The sequence below is a fragment of the Pseudomonas sp. GW821-FHT07F05 genome, assembly GCF_059418765.1.
Genome location: NZ_JBWKQL010000019.1, coordinates 56,611 through 76,323, shown reverse-complemented (window position 1 = coordinate 76,323; position 19,713 = coordinate 56,611). Strand labels below are relative to the sequence as shown.

At 58.9% G+C, this 19,713-nt stretch carries 18 protein-coding genes; all 18 read left to right on the top strand.

The window, feature by feature from the left end; all coding sequences use genetic code 11:
- Positions 1–14 precede the first annotated feature (14 nt).
- The 18 genes from AC07RO_RS25565 (at position 15) to AC07RO_RS25480 (ending at position 19,428) form a co-directional block, all read left to right on the top strand.
- Complete coding sequence (locus AC07RO_RS25565; protein WP_495087432.1) at positions 15–497, top strand: phospholipase D family nuclease; 483 nt, start codon at positions 15–17, stop codon at positions 495–497.
- A gap of 25 nt (positions 498–522) precedes the next feature.
- Positions 523–951, top strand: coding sequence for a GntR family transcriptional regulator (locus tag AC07RO_RS25560; RefSeq protein ID WP_495087420.1), 429 nt, complete (start codon positions 523–525; stop codon positions 949–951).
- A 105-nt stretch (positions 952–1,056) separates the two neighbouring features.
- Positions 1,057–1,353 (top strand): IcmT/TraK family protein, encoded by a 297-nt coding sequence (gene icmT / locus AC07RO_RS25555; protein ID WP_495087419.1) that lies wholly within the window; start codon positions 1,057–1,059, stop codon positions 1,351–1,353.
- A gap of 3 nt (positions 1,354–1,356) precedes the next feature.
- Complete coding sequence (locus AC07RO_RS25550) at positions 1,357–5,508, top strand: LPD7 domain-containing protein (RefSeq protein ID WP_495087418.1); 4,152 nt, start codon at positions 1,357–1,359, stop codon at positions 5,506–5,508.
- A gap of 24 nt (positions 5,509–5,532) precedes the next feature.
- On the top strand, positions 5,533–5,886 hold the full coding sequence (locus AC07RO_RS25545) for a conjugal transfer protein (RefSeq protein ID WP_369307413.1): 354 nt from the start codon (positions 5,533–5,535) through the stop codon (positions 5,884–5,886).
- Between the two features lie 7 nt (positions 5,887–5,893).
- Positions 5,894–6,598 (top strand): DotI/IcmL/TraM family protein, encoded by a 705-nt coding sequence (locus AC07RO_RS25540; protein ID WP_495087417.1) that lies wholly within the window; start codon positions 5,894–5,896, stop codon positions 6,596–6,598.
- A 13-nt stretch (positions 6,599–6,611) separates the two neighbouring features.
- Positions 6,612–6,821 carry a hypothetical protein gene (locus AC07RO_RS25535; RefSeq protein ID WP_495087416.1) on the top strand — a complete coding sequence of 70 codons (210 nt, stop codon included), beginning with the start codon at positions 6,612–6,614 and terminating at the stop codon, positions 6,819–6,821.
- A complete protein-coding gene (locus AC07RO_RS25530) occupies positions 6,805–7,383 on the top strand; it encodes a hypothetical protein (protein WP_495087415.1) in 579 nt (192 codons plus the stop codon). The genes AC07RO_RS25535 and AC07RO_RS25530 overlap by 17 nt, the downstream gene beginning before the upstream one ends.
- Positions 7,384–7,486: 103 nt before the next feature.
- Positions 7,487–8,449, top strand: coding sequence for a DotH/IcmK family type IV secretion protein (locus AC07RO_RS25525; protein WP_495087414.1), 963 nt, complete (start codon positions 7,487–7,489; stop codon positions 8,447–8,449).
- 2 nt (positions 8,450–8,451) lie between these two features.
- Complete coding sequence (gene traO, locus AC07RO_RS25520; protein WP_495087413.1) at positions 8,452–9,831, top strand: conjugal transfer protein TraO; 1,380 nt, start codon at positions 8,452–8,454, stop codon at positions 9,829–9,831.
- A complete protein-coding gene (gene traP / locus AC07RO_RS25515) occupies positions 9,828–10,568 on the top strand; it encodes a conjugal transfer protein TraP (protein ID WP_495087412.1) in 741 nt (246 codons plus the stop codon). The genes traO and traP overlap by 4 nt, the downstream gene beginning before the upstream one ends.
- A gap of 8 nt (positions 10,569–10,576) precedes the next feature.
- A complete protein-coding gene (traQ, locus tag AC07RO_RS25510; protein WP_495087411.1) occupies positions 10,577–11,116 on the top strand; it encodes a conjugal transfer protein TraQ in 540 nt (179 codons plus the stop codon).
- A gap of 115 nt (positions 11,117–11,231) precedes the next feature.
- Positions 11,232–11,618, top strand: coding sequence for a DUF6750 family protein (locus AC07RO_RS25505; protein WP_495087410.1), 387 nt, complete (start codon positions 11,232–11,234; stop codon positions 11,616–11,618).
- A 74-nt stretch (positions 11,619–11,692) separates the two neighbouring features.
- On the top strand, positions 11,693–12,346 hold the full coding sequence (locus tag AC07RO_RS25500) for a conjugal transfer protein TraT (RefSeq protein ID WP_495087409.1): 654 nt from the start codon (positions 11,693–11,695) through the stop codon (positions 12,344–12,346).
- A complete protein-coding gene (locus AC07RO_RS25495) occupies positions 12,339–15,392 on the top strand; it encodes a putative type IV secretion/conjugal transfer ATPase (protein ID WP_495087408.1) in 3,054 nt (1,017 codons plus the stop codon). Before AC07RO_RS25500 ends, AC07RO_RS25495 begins: the two co-directional genes overlap by 8 nt.
- 23 nt (positions 15,393–15,415) lie before the next feature.
- Positions 15,416–16,627, top strand: coding sequence for a conjugal transfer protein TraW (gene traW / locus AC07RO_RS25490; protein ID WP_495087407.1), 1,212 nt, complete (start codon positions 15,416–15,418; stop codon positions 16,625–16,627).
- On the top strand, positions 16,617–17,222 hold the full coding sequence (gene traX / locus AC07RO_RS25485; protein WP_495087406.1) for a conjugal transfer protein TraX: 606 nt from the start codon (positions 16,617–16,619) through the stop codon (positions 17,220–17,222). The genes traW and traX overlap by 11 nt, the downstream gene beginning before the upstream one ends.
- Positions 17,223–17,286: 64 nt before the next feature.
- The gene (locus AC07RO_RS25480) at positions 17,287–19,428 is read left to right on the top strand and encodes a DotA/TraY family protein (RefSeq protein ID WP_495087405.1); all 2,142 of its coding nucleotides are present in this window, start codon (positions 17,287–17,289) and stop codon (positions 19,426–19,428) included.
- The last annotated feature ends 285 nt before the right edge of the window (positions 19,429–19,713 follow it).

Sequence of the window (19,713 nt, the reverse complement as noted above, 5' to 3'; positions counted from 1 at the left end):
CCGTGTTATTGCTCATGGCCAACGCCGCTCAGGCCAGCCAGGTGCAGGTCGGTTTCTCCCCGGAAGGCACGGCTGAAGCGCTGGTGGTGGACGTGATCCAGAAAGCGCAACACCAGATCCTGCTGATGGGCTACAGCTTTACGTCACCGAGCGTGGTCAAGGCGTTGGTTGCCGCCAAGCGGCGCGGCGTCGATGTGCAGGTTGTGCTCGATGCACGCGGCAACGAGGGCAAAGGCAGCAAGGCGGCGATGAACTTGATTACCACTGCCGGCATTCCGCTGCGCACCGACGCGGCCTACAAGATCCAGCACGACAAGGTGATCATCACTGACGGGCAAAACGTAGAAACAGGCTCGTTCAATTACTCCTCGGCCGCTGCGCACTCCAATAGCGAAAACGCCCTGGTGCTGTGGGACGCGCCGGACGTGGCCAAGGTCTACACCCAGCATTGGCAGTCGTGCTGGGACAAGGGCCAGGCCTACCAGCCTGGCTACTGATCAACTGACTTAAAGGACGATCATCATGAGTCGAGTCAACTTGGAAGCCTTAGGGCCACGACCGGAAGAGCGCGCTTCGGTGACGCTGATCGCAGCAAGGCTTACCACCGCCATTCATGCGGGCCTCTTCGAGAATGGTTCACGCATCACCCAACAGGCTGTGGCGAACCATTTCGGCGTCAGCCGGATGCCAGCCCGCGAGGCCTTGCGTCAGGTTCAGGCTCAGGGCCTGATTGAGTATCGCCATAACCGATCGCCATTGATTGTGTGGCCCAAGCGGGCTGACGCAGCTCCAGAATCTGAACGGTTGCAGCAGTTGGAGGCGCAGTTACGCCGGGCCAAGGAAGTGTTCGACTTTATGTACCGCGACCCTGCAGCTGCGGCCGGTTGCTGGAGAGAGCTGGCCATGCAACAGGCCGATGATATCGACGCGGTGCTGGCATCCACACAATAGGTCTTGTTCTTCCCCGCATTACCTCCTAGCCCATCCAGTAGAGGCCTACAACTCCAAGTTGTAGGGTCAGGCTGTGCCCGGTCCATCGATTTTCAGCGTGAGCCTATGAACGAAAACACCAACGAAAAAAAGCGTCCCCCTCCTGGGTTTTGGCGCAACGCCTCGCGCCTGCTCAATGTGTACGGCATCCCCGCACCGCTGTTTCTGCTTTACCTGGCCTGGTTCCGCTTTCCCTCGTACACGACGGTGTACGTGGTCAGCGGCCTTATCGCAGGGTTTCGCCTGCTTTCGCATTTCGGCTGGACGTACAAGGTGCTGATTGCTCGGCTGCTTTACCTGGTGCGCGGCAACAAGCTGTCCGGTCGGCCTTGGTGGTACCGGCGCTTTACCGAGGGGGGATAAGCCATGGCCTTGTCATTTGAAGCTGCAGAGGAACTGATCTACGAGTTTTGCAAAACATACCCGCAGGCCCGTACGATCACTTTCAACCTTGCTCAAACTCAGGAAGAAATTTATGGACCAGAAAATACAGTCGCACTCCGGGGAAGAATTAGTGGTTCGTATCGAGCGGCATCCCTCGGGGCAGATTTTGCCCTTGCCAACAGTGATTCGAACGAAAAGTTTGAAAGAACTCTTAGGCACGAAATCCTTGGACACTTTGGGATCAACACCTTCAAGCCCGACGAAAAGCGAGCAGTCCTAAACGCGATTATCGAAGCTCGATCCGAGGTCGGGCTTGAAACGCTTTGGGGCTATGTTGACCGGCTCTACCCCGGCCAGAGCGATATGCGTAATGCCGAAGAGGTTTACGCGTTAGCTTGCGAGGCCATTGAGCCATCCGATAGATCGGCGGCTATCGGGGGTCAAAAATCCTACGACGACGTGTGCGTATCGCGAACCCGAGCGATGCGTATCAGCGATCTGATCAACCTCACCACCATGGTGGCCGAGGGACTGCACGACCGTACCCGGTCGCAGCAAACCTTTCCTGAATCCGATTCTGCCCAGTTCAAGCAGGACACCCCCATGAAAACTTCCGAGTACCCGGTCTGGCTGGCCGTGCAGCCTGACGACCGCGACAAAATGCGTACAGCGGCTGGCCAGCTGAGTGATGGCCGGTCTGCTGTTGCCTGGGACAAAGAGGAAAAGCTTTGGTTTGCGCGGCCGGGTTGCGACCTTGATCGTGTCCAGGAGTGGATGCCTGATCGCAGTATTAGAGCAGGGGGAGGGGATCCGGAGTCAGAGTTTCTTGACACATTGACCCAAGCCGGCCTGGTCATCAAAGGCATGCCTGTGATGAACGGTAAGCGTCAGCGGGTAGCCACAACCGATGACAAAGGCGGTAAGACCAGCGGCGTCTATTGCGGCTACCTTGATCGCAGACCTGCTGGCTGGTTCATCAATTACCACCGCGCAGAGTCATCAAAAGACGTGACCAACTGGACCGCCACCGGTGGTGATGCCAACCCTTTAGCCCGCTTGCACATTCGTGCAGCGGCTAAACAGTCCCAAGAAGACGCCACTCGTGAGCGGGCTGAGCTGCACGCCGAACGAACGCTGGCCGCTAAAACGCTGTACGACCAACTACCTGCTGCTGACCCCTCGCACCCTTACCTGGTGCGAAAGGGGATACCCCCGACGCCCGAACTTCGACAAACACGAAACGGTGCCCTGGTGGTGCCGTTTTTTTCTGACCAAGGAAACTTCAAAACCCTGCAGTACATCCCGGAAACGGGGGACAAGCTGCTGTTCAAGGATGCGCCCAAGAAAGGAAATTTCCTGGTGGTCGGGGGGCCGTTGGAACCCGGTCAACCCATCCTCTACGCCGAAGGCTATGCCACTGCGCGCAGCCTGAACTTGGCTACCGAGCGGCCGGTGGTGATGACCATCGATGCCGGGAACATGGTGACCGTCGCCCAGATCCTTCACCAGCAGTTCCCTGATAGCCCCCACGTCTTTATGGCCGACTTCGATCATGCCAAGAACGAGAACAAGGGTTTGCTCATGGCCACCCAAGCGGCCGATGCAGTCGGCGGACATGTGGCCTACCCCGTTTTCAACGAAAGTGAGATCGCCCAGGGGTTCACTGACTTCAACGACCTTCACCAATCACGCGGTCTGCACGCTTTACGCGAACACATCGCTTCGCTTTTTCAGCCCGCTGCCAAATTCGACGAGGTAACCACTGTGCCAGACCAACCAGATGTAGAAGCCCCCGGCATTCAAGCCAGACCGTTCAGTCAGGAAGAGTTGCAAGGGGGCGTTCCGATCTTTACGCGTGATGATGCTTATGCCGATGCAATCACGCTTTCGGCTGACGGGTCAGCCGTGCCGGTTGCACCTGAGGCGCTATCTGTCGTGACAGACGCTGCCACCTTGAGCACTGATACTCATCCAGAAGCTGTGGACGCCAATGAACCCCTGATGAACGTCCCGCTAGAAAGCGCAGCGCCAATCACAACGTCGACCTCGGTAGAGTCCGCTGGACCTGCGCTGGATGAAGCGCGTTCAGAGCCTGTACTCAGTGATGCCATACCGACGCCGGCAACTGCTGATCCTAATCGAGTGGCTACGCCAGAGCTTGAGCAGTTGAGTCCAGGTGAGCCTCTGGATGCTGAACCGACTGAAGCGACGGCTCATCTTGCCACGCTAGCGAAAGCAGTCCCGCAGGTTGCACAGGCGGATCAGGAGGTCGAGCCCGCCGTAGTTGCACCGGTTGCCGTGGACAGCGCCGCTGATGCGGAACCTGAAGCGCCTGCGAAAGTAGCTGATGACCTGATGAATTTGTTGCCGCGTCCTCGGGCCGGCGCTGAAGCGCCTGCAGCTGAACCCGTCGTGGACTCAATTGATGTCGGCCCGCGTATCGGCAAGGACGAACCGCCGCTGCAGCCTAGCCAGATCGACAAGGACAATTTGCTGACCCGCATCACCCCTGAGCCGCAGGGCGACAATTCAGTGTTGTACAAGCTGGACAACGAGCCAGCATTTGTTGACCGAGGCTCGCGCCTGGAGATGGTGCCCGGCGCGGGTCAGAATGATGAGAAGATCCTGGCAGCGCTGCTGACTGCAGCGCGGTTCTATCGGGGCGAGATCGAGTTGACCGGCAGTGACGCGTTCAAGGCCAAAGCGATCGAGCTGATTGCCCAGAATCAGGTCAACGTCTCGATGAAAAACCCGGCTCAGCAGCTGATGCTCGATCAAGCGCGTCAGGCGCTGGATCTACCTGTCGTCAAACCCGATGCTATCCACGGCAATACACCCGAACCGTTTGATCGCGCTCCACCGGCACCGGCTGCAATGCATGTCGCGACGGCAGCGGGGTCAACAGCGCCGACAAGCCCGGCAGTAACTGCGCAACACGCTGCACCAATGCCGGTTAATACCGCTGCCAACAACGCGTATGTGCCCTTGGCTGTGTCCGACCCGATGACGTTGGCTCATAAGGAAGTGCAGGCCGGACCTGTCGATGATGCACCGCCTCTTGGGGCTGCCCGGCAAACGCCAGAGACTCAACCTGCCAGAGTGAGCGGGGACCAGGCGCCGGACACGGGCGTGGATCCGTCTATTCATCAGCTCTCGACGTCAGCGGCACAGGGTGTCACCGGCAAGGTAATGAGCTGTGGCAAAGCGCCGTTCCGATTCGATCCGCAAAACAGCGAGAGCGTGCACATCAAGCTGCGGACCAGAACAGGTGTTCAAACATTCTGGGGCAAGGAGCTGGCTGGACTGCTCCGTGAAACGCGTATCGAACCGGGCCGCATGGCGACCCTGCAATACCTGGGCGAGAAGCCAGTAACGGTAAGGACCCCGGTGAAAGACCCGGATACTGGACAGGTCTTGCGTTACGAGGACAAGCAAGCAAAACGCAATCAATGGTCGCTGGCTTTGCTAAATGGCACGGCCGTTCGAACGGGAGACGATCAGGGCGTGAAGTTGGTGGCCTATGACGCAGCGCGTTTCGACATGATTCAGACCTCGATCATCACGCAGCTCAATGTACCGATAGACGCACCGCCGCGACCCGCTGACGGGTTGTTCTGGATGACGCCCAACGGTCAGGGCAGCGCCAGGGCTGGGGACGAACTGTCGGCACCGCGACCTCAGGTGGACACTGTGGACGTCGGCAAGCCGGTGATGAGCAGCTGGTCGCAGGATGGTCAGCTGGACATGGCCCTGTTTCGTGGTGATGGGCCGTACCTGCAGGGCGTAATGCGTCAGGGCAACGAGTACCAGCATGTCCTGGTGAGTTTGCCTGGGCATGCCGAGGCGCCGCCGATGGTTATCAACCAGATCACCGAACAAGGTCTGGTGCCGATCGGTGTGGGCAACGGCATTAACCGCTCCGGCGGTGAGCCGGTTGCGCGTGAGCACATCGCCTTCAAGCTCGACGGCGATCCGGCCGTGCGCATCGGCAAGCTGGACTTTCCGGCAGAAATGCCGCCGGCACTGCACGTTCGACTGGGCTTCGATGAACGCTGGAAGGACACCAACACACTCCCAAAGTCATCACCGGCAGCGGCACCAATGGCAGAGCCAAGCGCACTGCGCCCGTCTTGAACCGTTAACACCTAGGACAATTTCATGATCAAGAAAAGCATGTGCCCGGCACTGCTGATGGTTTTGTGCTGCCTGCCGGTTATCAGCGATGCCGCCGTCTGCCGCTCGGGCGATGCTGCCCAGGCCGGCAGCACGGCGGGTTACGAACAGGCTCGCAAGGCTGATGAGGCATGGGCCGAGCGCGAGCGCACGGTCTCTGACCAGCTGCAGAGCTGCCTTTCCCGCATCCGTACCACCCGCGTCAGCCTGCCGTCCTTTCCCAGTCTACAGGACATCCTGGATCAGGTGACCGAGCGCGTCTGTCAGGCGGCGGTGGACAAGATCAACAGCCAGATCCCGAGCAGCATCGATCCCTGGCAGCAGTACCAGAACCTGTGAGGCTGTGATGATGCAAACACTCAATGAAACAGCTGCGATTCCCGAACAAAGCATGTTGCAGGCGATTGTCGTGGCGGAGGAACAAGCGTTCCTCCACGCACAAAATGCCCAGCGGCAACGCGAACTGGGCGTTGCATTTGCGCATCGCTGCCTGACCGCGCTGATCTGGAGCGGCAGCGCACTGGTCCTGGCGATTGTGGTGATCGGGATCCTGGGATGGCAGGTGGCTCACCCGCCGGTGAAGTACTTCACGACTGAAAATGGTCGCGTTGTGCCGGTCAAGCCAACGGATGAACCGGCCTTTAGCGACAGCGATGTCTCGGCCTTCGGAGCTGACACCATCCGCCGAAGTTTCACGCTGGACTTCATCCACTACCAAGACCAGATCAATAGCGTTAAGGAAGACTACGACGATACGGGCTACTCGGGTTACTACACGGCGTTGAACAGCTCCAACATCCTTGCTTCAGTCAAGGGTCAGCGGATGAACCTTTCGGTGGAGGTAGGTCCGGGCCGCATCCGGGCCAAAGGCAAGCAGGGTGATGTTTTCGCGTGGGAATACCAGTACCCGGTGACTTTGAAGCTCGATGGTCAGGTGACAGGCAGTCCGGCGCAGCGCTTTATCTTCACCCAGCGCATCCAGCGCACGGACGTCGATGTGAAGCCCAAGGGCCTTGAGGTCGTGCAGCTGATCAGCACCGGCGCCAATTGAAGGAGCATTGATCATGACCGTGAACGATGAAATCCAAGCTGTACTGGCGTGCCCGAGCAGTAGCCTGTGGTTGCGCAATGCCTTGACGTCAGCCCTTGACCGCGACAGCGTGGACGCTGCCAACGATGCCGAGCGTTTGAGTGAACTGTTGTCACGCCGCTGCGACTGGTTGTGGCGATCCATGCCCGTCATCGAGGAGGAGCCGCATGAATCCAGCCTTTGAGGAGGCGCTGCAAGCGCGTTTCTTATGGATGCAGGTGCGCAGCTACGGTTTGCTGGGTTTTCACCAGATGGCCGAGGCGTTTGCTGATGAGGCCTACTGGCGAGTCGAACGGCTGGCCATGCACCAAGCACGTTGTGATCTTCCGTATGCTCATCCGTATGGGGCCAAATGCCCACCGTTGTTGCATGACGTACCGCGACTGGCCGCGCTGTATGAGCAGGCCTACCGCGATGAAGCGAGCGAAGTCGAGGAGGAGCGCGAGGAGGCTGCGCATCGACAAAGGCAGCGGGATAAGGAGCAGCATGCGTTGGCCTGTATCGAACGCAACGACTGGGACGCGCTGGATCTGCCAACCCCTGAGCATCTGTCCGCCAAGCTGTATGCGGGTGAAGGCGTGCGCGTGGATGGGCACTTTCTGCATTACGACTCCGATGACGGCGTTGTCTGGATGGACAATCCCTATGGCGTCGAAGGGTGTCTCGGAGAAGAACCCACCGTTGCGCTGTGTCGTCGGTTCCTCACCCGTATCGCCAAGGGAGGCATGTACGGACCTGAACCCTAGCAGTCAGGTCCGGGCGCACTCACTCGCTGCATAGTCAATCTCAACGAAATGCCATGCCGCGCAGGTTGCTCACTGCGCCGGCTCATTCCTGCAAGGAAATCCTATGAAAATCTCAATGGCACTGGCCGTTTGGCTTGTGACGGGCAGTTGTGCCTGGGCGGCAGAGGCGGACACGGCCCAAACTCCTCAAGCCCCTACTGCCGCACCGGCCACCGGTTGGCAATCCACTGCGCCCAAAGGCAGGGCACCTTCAGGCAACGATCCACTGCCGCCGCCTCGGTCAGCGCTGTACAACCAGGCGGTAGAGTCGACTACACCGTTGACGCCGGCAGAAACACGGGACCTGCTCAGCAACAAGAATCAGGTTGAGCAGGCCATAAGCGCTCCGCAGATGGCCATCGTGCCGAAGATCAGCGCGCTGACGGTGGACCTGGCGCCGGGGGCCAGCCTGCCGCTGATTCGCACGGCCGTGAACTACCCAAGCTCAATCAGCTTCATCGACAGCACCGGGGCACCGTGGAAACTGGGCGCTGCGCCGATCACCGGCAACCCCAACGCCTTTACGTCCTACTGGATGCCTAATAGCCCGGTACTGGTAGTTGAAGCCATCAAGCCGTACCAGAGCGGCAACGTCACCGTGTACTTGGAGGGTTTGGCTGTGCCGATCGTGATCACGATCAGCAGCGGCGAACCCGATACGGTGGCCAAGACCTGGGCGGTGGACAGTCGCCTGGATCTGCGCGTCCCGCGCCGAGGACCTGATGCTATCGCCGGTGCTGCGCCGGAAAGTCGTATTGGTCTGCACGACAGCACCCTACAGGCGTTTCTCGACGGCATCCCGCCCAAAGAAGCGCGCCGATTGAAGACCACCGGCGATGTGCCGGAAACCACGGTCTGGCAGATGGGCGATGACCTGTTCATCCGCTCGCGAGCGGACATCCGTGACGAGTTTGAAGCCACGCTTTCATCGGCCGACGGTACGCACCTGTGGAAATTACCGGTGACGCCTTACGTGTCGTTTTCGGTGCTCGGACGCACCTCAGCCCTCAACGTGGCACTGGAGTAGACATGGCAAGTGAACAGGATGCAGGACGAGCCCAAAAGCTCACGTGGACGTCTATTGTAATGGTGATTGGGGGCATGCTCGTGGGGGGGTATGCCTTGATCACCTGGCTTTACAAGCCGCCGGAGCAAACTTCTCAGGTCAACCTGGATAGGGTTAGCGGAGCAGTCCCAGGCAAGACGAGCGAAACGCCTGCCTATCGCGAGCAACTGGACCAGTTCAATCGCCAGGGCGCCGCGCAGGCACAAGCCGAAAACGGCAGCTTCATTGCCAGCATCAAGCTGGAACAACAGCCCGTTGTGCCACAGGAGGAGAAGAAAACCCCTGCCAATACCGTTGCCGGCAATGAATCGCGGCAAGGGGAACAGGGTGGCAACAACGCTGGGAACGGCAACAACAGCAATTCCGACCAGAATAGTCGCCGTCAGCAGGATCTGGACAAGTTCCTCGCCAAGCTGAACCCAGACGTCAAGGAACAGCGCATAACCGGGCTGCAGACGGCGCGGATGCTGGGCAGTGAAGGATCTGGCGCGGGGCAAGGCGGTGCTGACAACAGCTATCAGCAGTGGAGTCAGAGTTTGGGAGGAGGCTTACGTACAGTGGCGTCCTCAAACCGTGGCACATCCGGTTCCAGCTCAGCGCCGGTCGTGCCGATCGAGGTGATCCCACCGTACTGGCGTGCTCCGGGCTACATCGACATCGGGATTGATTCGGATAACAGCACCACGCCGGTGCTCAGCAGGATCGATACCGGTAAATACGCCGGCATCGTGCTCAAGGCGTCTGACGGCGCCAAGTTGACCGGCGAAGGCGTGGTGATCCACTTTTCCGAAATGGCCTACAAGGGCATCAACTACAAAGTCGATGCTTATGCCCTGCAGGAAGACAGCCTACTGGCCAACGTGGCCACCGACGTAAATCACCGCTACATGTCGCGCATTGTGCTGCCGGCCTTGCTCGGGGGCATCGGTGGCATCGGCGAAATGTACTCGCAAGCCAATACCCAGTTGGTCAGCAACGGTTTCAACAGCCAGGTGGTGCGTCCCGGTCTTCCGGACGGCGCGGCTGTGCTAGGCGCCATGGCGGGAGGCGCAGCAGGACAGGCGGCGAAGGTGCTGACCGAAGATGCGCAGCGCGTACCGGCAACGCAGGTCACCGTCACCAAGGGGCAGGTCGTGGCCATCCAGTTCATGCGCGGTGTGTACTCGGGGGATGCCATTGCACCGGGTCAGAGCGGTGACGAAGTGAAAGCTGCGGTGCCCGTTCGCTCAACCAGCCAATCCGGCCAGCAATTCAACCAGCAACCTGTGACTGACGATCAGTGGCGTGCGGCTGCGCGGCAACAAATCCAAACTCAACAAATGCGACAGGAGTTTAATCGATGAGTGAATTCAGCCCTCAGGCGGCACCCGTGTCGCCGCCGGCGTATACACCGCCGTCCAACGTTGATCAGCACTGGCTCAAGCGTCCAATCATTTGGGGACAGTCCATACCCTGGCTGACTCTGTATTCGCTGATCTTCATTGCTGCGGTTGTCTTTCTGTGTAGGCCAGATCCTGCCGCCAGTTCCAATGGGCGGGCATTTGGCAATCAGGATCTGCAGCCCACCGCGCAGTCTGCACCGCTGAGCTTTGACACGATGTCCAGCGTGCAGGCTTCCCCAAGCGGCCCGATGGCTCAGGCGGCCTCGGCTTCCAGCGTGGCACAGATGCAGGATCAGGTAGCCGGGATGGTGGCCAGTGTGCGCGCATACGGCGAGGCGAACCGAGAGGCCATTACTCAAGTGGCCGCGTCGTTGAAGGTCACCATTGAGAACCAGCACAGGCTGCAGCAGCAGATCGACGAGTTACAGGCCAAGTTTGCGCTGTCATCTGCCCCGGTGGCAGTGGCACAAGCCAAACCTGTGGTCCGGACTGCTGCCAGACAACCTACTCGTGCAGCAGCGCTTCCAGAGCCGCTTTCAGGCATGCATCTAAGTGCCGTGCAAAACGGCATGGCCTGGGTGCAGTGGCAGGACAAGACCTGGGCGGTAGAGGTCGGGGACACCCTTGGACCGGTCACCGTGACCGGCATTGATGCTCCTTCGCGTCTGGTGCACACCAGTGCCGGCACGCTGCAGTGAGGTAGGTCATGTCCGGATCAAAAGACGCCATTCAGATACTGGTCGCGTTTGCACATGGGCTGCTAGGTGCATTTGTCCACCTCATGTGGACTTTGGGCACGCTGTTCGCGGTAATGGGAGCAATCACGTACTTGGCGCACCAGGCCAATGCGCGCAAAGCGCCGGGTCAGAGCCAAGGAATGGGGAAGACCATTGCCCTCCTGCTCATCTGCGGCGGATTGGCCGGTCTGGACCAAGTTATCGGGGCAGGTGCCCGCCAACTGGGCTGGCAGGGCGCTTCATTCGATGCGATCAGCTACGTGGACGTGGGTACCTTTGGCGTGGCCGCCGATGCGGCCAACGCTATGTTGACCTTGGTTCGGATGCTCGGGGTGATGTTTGCCCTGCAAGGCATGCTGAGCTGGAAACGATCCCTAAAAGACGGACACACCGGCCTGTCCGCCGGCGAGGATGTATCCAAAGGGACGCTTAAATTCATCATCGGTGTCCTGTGCGTCTGTAACCCCTACCTGCTCGATGCAGCGCAGAAGTCTTTGGGCTTGCTCTGATCAAGCCGCACACCCTGCGCTGACGCGCTCTTCTGCTGTACCGCTTCTGCTCCACCGCTCCATTCGCTCCATCACTCACTTACTCAAATACTCAATCCGAAACAAGGAACTGAACATGTCTCAACACATGCTGCTGTCTGTCTGCGTGCGCGCCACCCTGCTCAAAGACAACGTACGTCAACGTTTTATCAAGGGCCTGGCGGCCATTACTGCAGCTTCGCCGGTATTGGCTCATGCCGATGGCGACGTGGCTGACATGTTTACCCACACCGCTACAGGCGGCACGACCGTCAGCAAAAGCTTGCTGACGCTTGCTCAAGTCGCTGGTGTGGCGTTCGTCATCGGCGCCCTGATCGCCGCCAAAAGCAAAAAGGACAACCCACAGATCAAGGTCTCGCACATTGCAGGTTCCCTGATCTTTGGCGTCTGCCTGATCGCGGTACCGGAAATCATCAAACGCTCGCAGAGCCAGATCGGCTTGACGCCCATCAACGTGGGCTGATCAGAATCAGCCGCACGGTGCCACTGCGACCGTGCGGCCTGGAGGGAATGGATATGCAAAGTGACGCCATCGTCATGCACGACGAAGATCAGGATAACCCTGAGGTGGATGAGGGTAGCCCTGATGAAAAGGCGGTCGCCGAAGCGGCCGTCATGCCGGTTGTTGAGCTGGACATCAGCGGTGATATTGACGCACCCGTTCCCATGCCAGTGGCAGGAGAGCGCTGCGAAGGGTGTGCCTTGCACACCACCAAACTGTGGCAGGGCGCGAGGGCCGGGCGGGAAGAACCCCATGCGGTCTGCACGCTGTGTTACTTGACCGGCCACCTGGACAGTCCAACGGCAGCCCATGGCCGATTGGCTTTTCTCCCCGGTCTGTCCACCGCCGATGCACTTCACCTGCAGCGCCATGCCCTGCTGGCCATCCTGGGCGGCGATAAAGCGCAGGTAAAACAGGGAGAGCGCGTCTGGAAGTGGATGGATCGCCACAGCCGTGAGGTTGAAATAGCGTGGGGCACGGCACGTGCCGGTGAGTTTGCCCAAGCCATGAAGCGATTGCCCCCCTTTAAACGCAGCCAGCTGCAAGCCCGGCTCACGGGCTGCGTGCTGATGCTGCCGGCTGACATGTTCGATGACCTGACTCTGCTGCTGCCTTCGCACAAAACCGTGCAATCGGTCCTGTCCTCGCGCAGCTGGACCACCTATACCCGGAGTGATCTGTATGTCTAAAGTGGTTCGCTGGGTGGAAAGCCTCATCACCACCGTTTCACGCTTCGCCGTGTCCCGGGATTTACCCGATTACTGCGACCTGGAAACTGTAATCCGTCTGACCGACGACGATCGCGTGCGTCATCCGCAACTCAAGGCGCCGTTCATTGCGGTCACGGATGCTGGCGACTACTGCACCGTGTACGCCGTAGCCGGCAGTTTCTGCGACACCGATGAAAGTGCGGCAGTGGATGCGCCTTATTCATGGGCAGGGCGGTTGTCACGCATGACCCAGAACCTCACCGCTTCCTACCGTCGCCACGGGCACAAGATCAGCCTGGTGTTTGATTCAGATCCGGAAAGGGGCGGTGACGAAGTAGCCGCACGCCTGGCGCCGCAATACCGCTCCATCGCCCGTACCGGCATCGACATGTCGCAGATCCTGGATGAGACGCAGGAAAAGCTTGCGCCGTGGGTCTCGCGTGAGCGCTGTTACCTGGTCTGTTACACCGGTCGCCAGTCGCTGTCCTCGCACGAGCTGGTCGACGAGAACAAACGCTTGAACGCGCTGATCGAGCAGAGCCCGCAAGCGCGCTTCGGGCAGAACCCGGTGCTGGCCGAGTTGACCGGTTTGAAGATCCGCCATGATAGCTTTTTGGATGTGGTGGAGCGCGCTTTGAAGGACAACGGCCAGGGCGTGATGATGGAGCGCCTGGACGTCCATGCGGCAGGCCGAGCGCTGCGCGAGCAGGTAGACCGCCTGGGCACATCAGCGGCATGGCAGCCGCTGCTTCCCGATGATCCGATCACCCCACATGGCATCCGCAACGAAGGAGACCACACGGTATTCCTGGCGCCGTGGCTGAAGTTTCAACTGATGAACCAGGACATCGAAACCAGAGGCAACAAGATCTGCGTCAACGGACTGTGGCACGCCTCATTGTCGGTGGAGCTGGCCCCTCAGTCACCGGAAAGCTTTGCCAAACTCAAAGCCCTTGTACCCCGTGAAGTGCCATGGCGCGTACGGATGGATGTCATGCCCGGTGGCATGACGGCGCTGCGTACCAAAAAGGGCCTGCTGGATTTCATGTCGGTTGTGCCGGCGCTCAGGCCCATCTGGAAGTCGATCGAAACCCTGACCTACATCGACCAAGAAGAACCGGTGTGTGTCATGACCATCATGGCCTCCACGTGGGGCCGCAGCCAGGAAGCGGTCACGCGCAACCTGACGCTGCTCAAGCAAGCCTTCGAGGCGTGGGGTATATGCGGTGTAACGCTGACTTTCGGCGACCCTGTACGGGCGTGGGCTGCAACCCTGTTGGCTTCCAGCAAGGGCAGCGGCATACACCCGCTGTATCCCCCGCTCTCGGAAGCTCTGCACCTGCTACCGCTGACCCGGCCGGCTTCGGCGTGGGAAGAAGATGGCAACGCTTTGTTTCCTACCCTGGACGGCAAGTTGTACCCGGTCGGTCTGGCGACCACCAAGCAGAACAAACTGACAAACGTCATCATCGGATCGCCCGGTTTGGGCAAATCGGTGCTGTTAAACAAGCTAGGCAACACACAGATCACCAGCGCTCAGCAGATGCTGCCGTTCTTCGCCGGCGTGGACAAAGGTTTCTCGATGCAAGGGCAAATCATGCTGTTGCGCGATGGGCTGCCGGAGGAGCGCAAGGATGAAGTGATCGGGATCGTGCTGCAGAACAGCCCCAATCACTGCCGCAACCTGTTCGATATCCAGTTGGGCGCGCAATACCCGATCAGTCCTGAACGCAACTGGATCAAGAACATGCTCACTGCCATGTGCATTGATCCGTCCACCGGCGAGCCGCCCAACGCGAGAGACACCGCCCAGGTGTTTGAGCGGGTGATCAGCCTGGCCTATGCCACCAATGCCGAGATCAGCCCACGGCTTTATGTGCAGGGACTGATACCTGCTGTCGACCTGGCCTTGCGGGCCAGCGGTTTGGTGGAGCGTCTTACGCCTCATTGGTGGAGCACGGCAACCTGGTACGAGGTGCGCGATCTGTTGTTTGAAGCGAATTACGTCAGTGAAGCGCAGCAGGCGCAGTTCCAGGCGGTGCCGGAGCTGGCCGACATGACCACGTATTTGAACCACGAAAACATCAAAATGGCTTTTGATACGGTGCAGCGTGATGGCAGCAATGAAAAGCTGTTGGAGTACCTACGCCGCTGCATGACCGATGCCTGCAATGAATACCGGATGATGGCGGGGCGCACACGTTTTGTGATCAGTCCGCGCACGCGAGTCATCGCGATCGACTTGAACAACGTCATGGGCGGTGACAGTGCATCAGGCCATTTGAAAACCGGCCTGATGTTCATGTTCGCCGGCGAAGTGGCCGGCGGGCATTTCGTGCTGCCGCAGTACCGGGATGAGCTGCTGGAGGCGGTTCCTGCGCTTTACCACGCACTGCACAACGAACGCTTGGAGCAATTGGACCAGGAGGTTAAAACCAGGATGTACGACGAGTTGCACAACGTCGCCAAGGTGAGCTTCATCTTCCCCATGCTGGAGACCCAGGACCGGGAGCAGCGCAAGTTCGGTGTACGCACCGTGTTGTCGTCCCAGTACGTGCGGGACTTTCCGAAGGCCATTCTGGAATCGGCCAACTCGCTGTTCATGATGGAAGTCGATCCGCGAGACGAAGCTTTGCTCATTGAGAACTTCAAAGTGCCAATGGTCACCATCCGCACCCTGCAGCGCCAAGGCTCGGGTGCCGCGCAAGATGGAAGCGGCGTGCCGTTTCTGGGGGTATTTCGCATCAAGGGCGGCAACACAATGTCCCGGATCCTGAAAAACGCCATGGGGCCGTTGGAGCTGTGGGCCTTGAACTCATCGCCCAGCGACAGTGCGCTGCGCAAGATCCTCTACGAAGAAGTGGGGGGCAACACGGCGCGGTCGATCCTAGCCACTGACTTTCCGCAGGGCTCAGCCGCAAAAGTCATCGAGCTGAGGCAACGCCAGGCCCAGGAAGCCGATGACAGCAACGTCACTCGCACCTTGTCACGCGAGCTGATCGCCAAGCGCGGCTACAACCTCTAAAAAGACATCTAAAGGATATCCCAATGATCCATAACCGTTTGTTTGTGGCGGTTGCGCTTGCGCTCGCAAGTCAGCAGGGCTTTGCCGACGTTGTGCCGGTTTACGAGACGGGAAGCCTCCCCATCACCACTCAGGTGGTGCCGGCCATGACCACCATCAGCTCCACGTTGGCTGAAATCCTCAAGACTGACATGCAGATCGGCACGGCAATCGTTCAGGCCAGTGACAAGCAGGCCAGCATTGCTGCGGAAGTGGGCCGGGCGCAGCGGGAGGCTGACATCTTCGGGCGGCAGACCGAGCGCCTTGAAAAGGCGCGTACCGGCTACACCGTGCCCGACAGTATCTGCAGCGAGTCGGCTTCGGGGGTGGCGGTGACCGTGAACAAAAGCAGCCGGGCCAGTGCCTCTGTGCTGGCGAGCGGACAGGGCCTGAGAAACCCGGCGGTCCAGAAGACCATCGCATCATTGCCAGTGGACCCGCAGCAGGGTGGCTATCGGAGTGCGGCCGTTCATGCGTCCTACTGCACGGCCGCTGAAGCGGCGCAATACGGGGGCACGGACCTGTGCCCGTCAGTCTCCAGCCTGCCGGGAGGCGACACCGAAATGCGCTCGCTGATCGACGGTGCCGGTGCCGTGGGCAAGGCGCCGGATCTGACCTTCAACCAGGACCAGATCGACGCGGCCATGGCTTATATGAAGAACTCGGCCAAGCCCGATGTGGCCAGAACGCCGGGCAAGGGCGAGATCCAGACGGCCACCGGCCAGGAGTATCAAGGCCTGCTGACGCAATTGCTGGCCATCCTGAGCGCAGCCATGCAGCCGCAACAGGACATGATCGCGGCGAGCAAAGCCAACCCTGCGACTCAGCAGGCGCTGGCCGAGGCGCGCAAGGCACCCTCTGCCGACAAGTATTTCGCGGCCACGGCCAGCAAGGAGGCGCAGAGCACTGGACAGATGAGCGAGCGCGAGCTTGAAGCCTTCGAGGTGGGCCGGCGCTATGCCAACACCGATTACGAGACCGACCTGCAGCAAATGAGCGGCGACAACCTCATGCGGGAGTTGGTCCGTGTGCAAAGCCTGGGTAACTGGCTTTTGCTGGGCAACAAGAACGAGCAGCGCCAAGGCAACGTGATTGCCGGCCAGCAGCTGGCCATTGCCGCAGACGCCAAATACAAACAGCAGATGCAGGTCCTTTCCGCAAAAATGGCTCCGGGGGTGAGCAGTAATGGAAAATGAACATCAGCACCGCAAAGACGCTTCGGCAGCCGCTGGCCACCAGCACCCAGCGGGGCCGAGCATGGCGCGCCGCGTGGGCCGGGTAGGACTGGCGATCATCAATCCGTTTTCGGATCTGGCGGTCATCTATCGCACAGGCATCAAGCCAGTAGGCGTGAAATTAGGGGTTCTTCAGGAGCAGGTGGCAAGCCTGCGTGCTATGCGCAAGAACAAGTCAAAAGAGTCGTTGACCTGGGCACAGGCCGTGGCCAGCACCGGACAGTCAGTAGCGCAACTGCAAGCAGGCTTTAGACGTTTACGCCGGATCTGGTGGCTGCTCATGGTCGGAATCAGCCCAGTGGCTGTGTTCCTGTTGCTGAACATCCTCTTCACCGCGTCGAACCTGCCTGTGCAGACACTTCTGCGCGCGATCACCGTGGATGCTGCGCTTATCACGCTGGCCATGCTCAGTGTGGCGAAGGTGCTGAACAACGACTATCGCCTTTGGCAGCTGGCTAGCCGACGGGTCAGCATTGAGGAACAAGGCACTTTCCAGGACTACGCCGCTGAAAAACGTATATGGCGACAAGTGGTGACACCTTTTACCGCGAACTAAAGATGTAGCCTCTTTTATTCCTCGCAGCGCCCTTTCTTCGTTCTACCCACCCCGGAATTCTTATATGACCCTCATCAAACGTATTTGGTGGGTCGGCCTGCTGCTGGTTTTTTCCTTGCCGGCACTGGCTGACAGCGTGACCTACAAAACAATCGCGGAGGCTGCGCACAAAAATCAAGACCTGTCTCGCCAGGCCATGGTTATGATCTTTGGCGACGTGGTTATACATCCGTTCAGCGCCTCAGATCCCACAGTGATCGGCTCGTTGTTTGGCATCCTCAACGGCATTCTGGCGGCCGTAGCATTCTTCTGGTTCTTCACGATTACCTTGAAGGGATTCGTGAAAGCGGGCCATGAGGGCCGGGTGTTCAACGGGGGCCGCACAGCGGTTTTCCCTATCATGACGTTAGCAGGCTTCATGACGATCGTCCCTACGAAGTCGGGCTGGTCCGTGGCTCAATTGATCATGCTCTGGGCGACCTCAACGATGGGCGTTGGTGGCGCCAATCTGCTGACCGACAAGTCGGTGGACATGATGAAAAGCGGCTACTCGATGGTGACGCAACCCACGGCACCGTCCACGCGTTCGGCCGCACGCGGCATTTTCGAGATGAATCTGTGCAAATACGCGACCAACAGCGAGCTGCAGACGTTATACAAGGATGGTAAGGCTCGCACCGCAATGATGAGCACTAAAGGTGGCGATGGTGAGTACACGATCGGCAACGGCAGCGCGGTGTGTGGCTCGGCCAAGACACCAGACACTGGTCGTACGGGCGCCTGGAATTTGCTATTTGACAGCAAGGTAGACACAGCAGGGATCGTCACTGCGCAGCGCAAGGCGCTCGATACAATGCAGACCACTATGGATCAGGCAGCTAGCTCGTTTGTAACCACCTACCTGAGTCGTCGTGACCAAGACACCGGCACCTTCCAGGACGTGGAAACGCAAATCCAGAAAGCTGCAGCGGCATACGAAAATACGGTCAGCCAGGCGATCAATCAGATTGATTTTAAAGGCTCGCTGCAGGAGCAACTGTCTGGCCAGATCAAGAGCTATGGGTGGCTGGCCCTGGGCAGCTGGTATCACACCTATGCAACGGCCAACAGCAAAACCAACAGCGTGGCCAGTGCTACACCGGTGATCAGCGGTATGAGTCAGCTGGGTGAGAGCGGCACAGGAGATCTATACGGCCAGGTGATGGCGGCCTATCGCTCGCAGCTGCAGAATAGCGGCTACACGGCGCCTTTAGGCACACAGACTGCAAAAGATGATGGAGCTGCCGCAACTGCTGCCGATCCTGGTGGCGTTTTCGTAGGAATTTTCTCATCCCCAATGCAGAGGGCGACAAACTGGATCGCTACAAGCAAGTTCGGTACAGATGCTAATTTTTCAGATCAGATCAACCCATTAGTGAAGATGCAACAAGTCGGCGACTCTACATTAGTCGCTGCAGAGACAGCGCTCGTTGTCTATACCGCCGCTATGGGCGTAGCTTCAGCAGCGGATAATTCCCTCCTCGGGAAAGTGGGCGGTTTCACGTGGGGTAACATTGGCGCCATAGCGAAGGATATTTTGGAAGCACTATCACCGCTTTTTTACTTTGTGGTGCTGGCATTATTCGGTATCGGTTTTTCGCTCGCGGTTTTCTTGCCGGCCGTACCATTCCTCAACTGGATGATTGGTGTGTTCAACTGGCTGGTCAGCATTCTGATCGGCTGTGCTGCGGGCTCGATGTGGGCTGCCACGCATGTAGGAGCAGAAGAAGATAAGGGAAGTCGCAGCGCGTACGGATACGTCTTCTTGATTGACATGATGCTGCGACCATCGCTAATGGTGCTGGGTTTTTTCTTCGCAGCAGTTACGGCCACCGCAGGCGGGACCGTTCTGAATATGCTGTTCGCTTCAGCCCTGGCCAACGCCAATGCTGATTCCATCGTCGGTTTGTTCAAGATGATTGGATGGCTGATGATCTATGCACGCATCGCGACGTTTGGCGTGACGCGCCTTTTTGGATTACAGGCCACGCTTGCCGATTACGTCATATCCTTCTTAGGCGGCCGCGACGGAGCCAATCTTATGGGCGGCATGGTGGACAACATGAAGGGGATGTTCGGTGCATTCGGATCGAACGCGCAGCGTGTACCTGGGGTGAAAATGCAGGACAGAAAGTCACCAGGATCTGAGGGCGACGGTATTCACTAAAGTTCACAAGAAAAGGTTGGTTAGGTCTTGTGGTTAACGTTGTTAACCATTATATTATGGGCTGGGACAGTTCTGGGTTACGTATTAGATGAAGCCTGATTCGCAATTTCACAATCCCAGTCCAGAATATCTGCGTGAGTTGATAAGCAGGTCAGGATTCAGTCAGCGGGAAGCTGCACGTTTACTCGGGCTGTCCTGGAACGGCCTTCACAACTATTTACGCAACGAAACAGACCCTCTGCATAGGTCTGCCGGCTACTGCGTTCAATTCGCTTTGGAATGTCT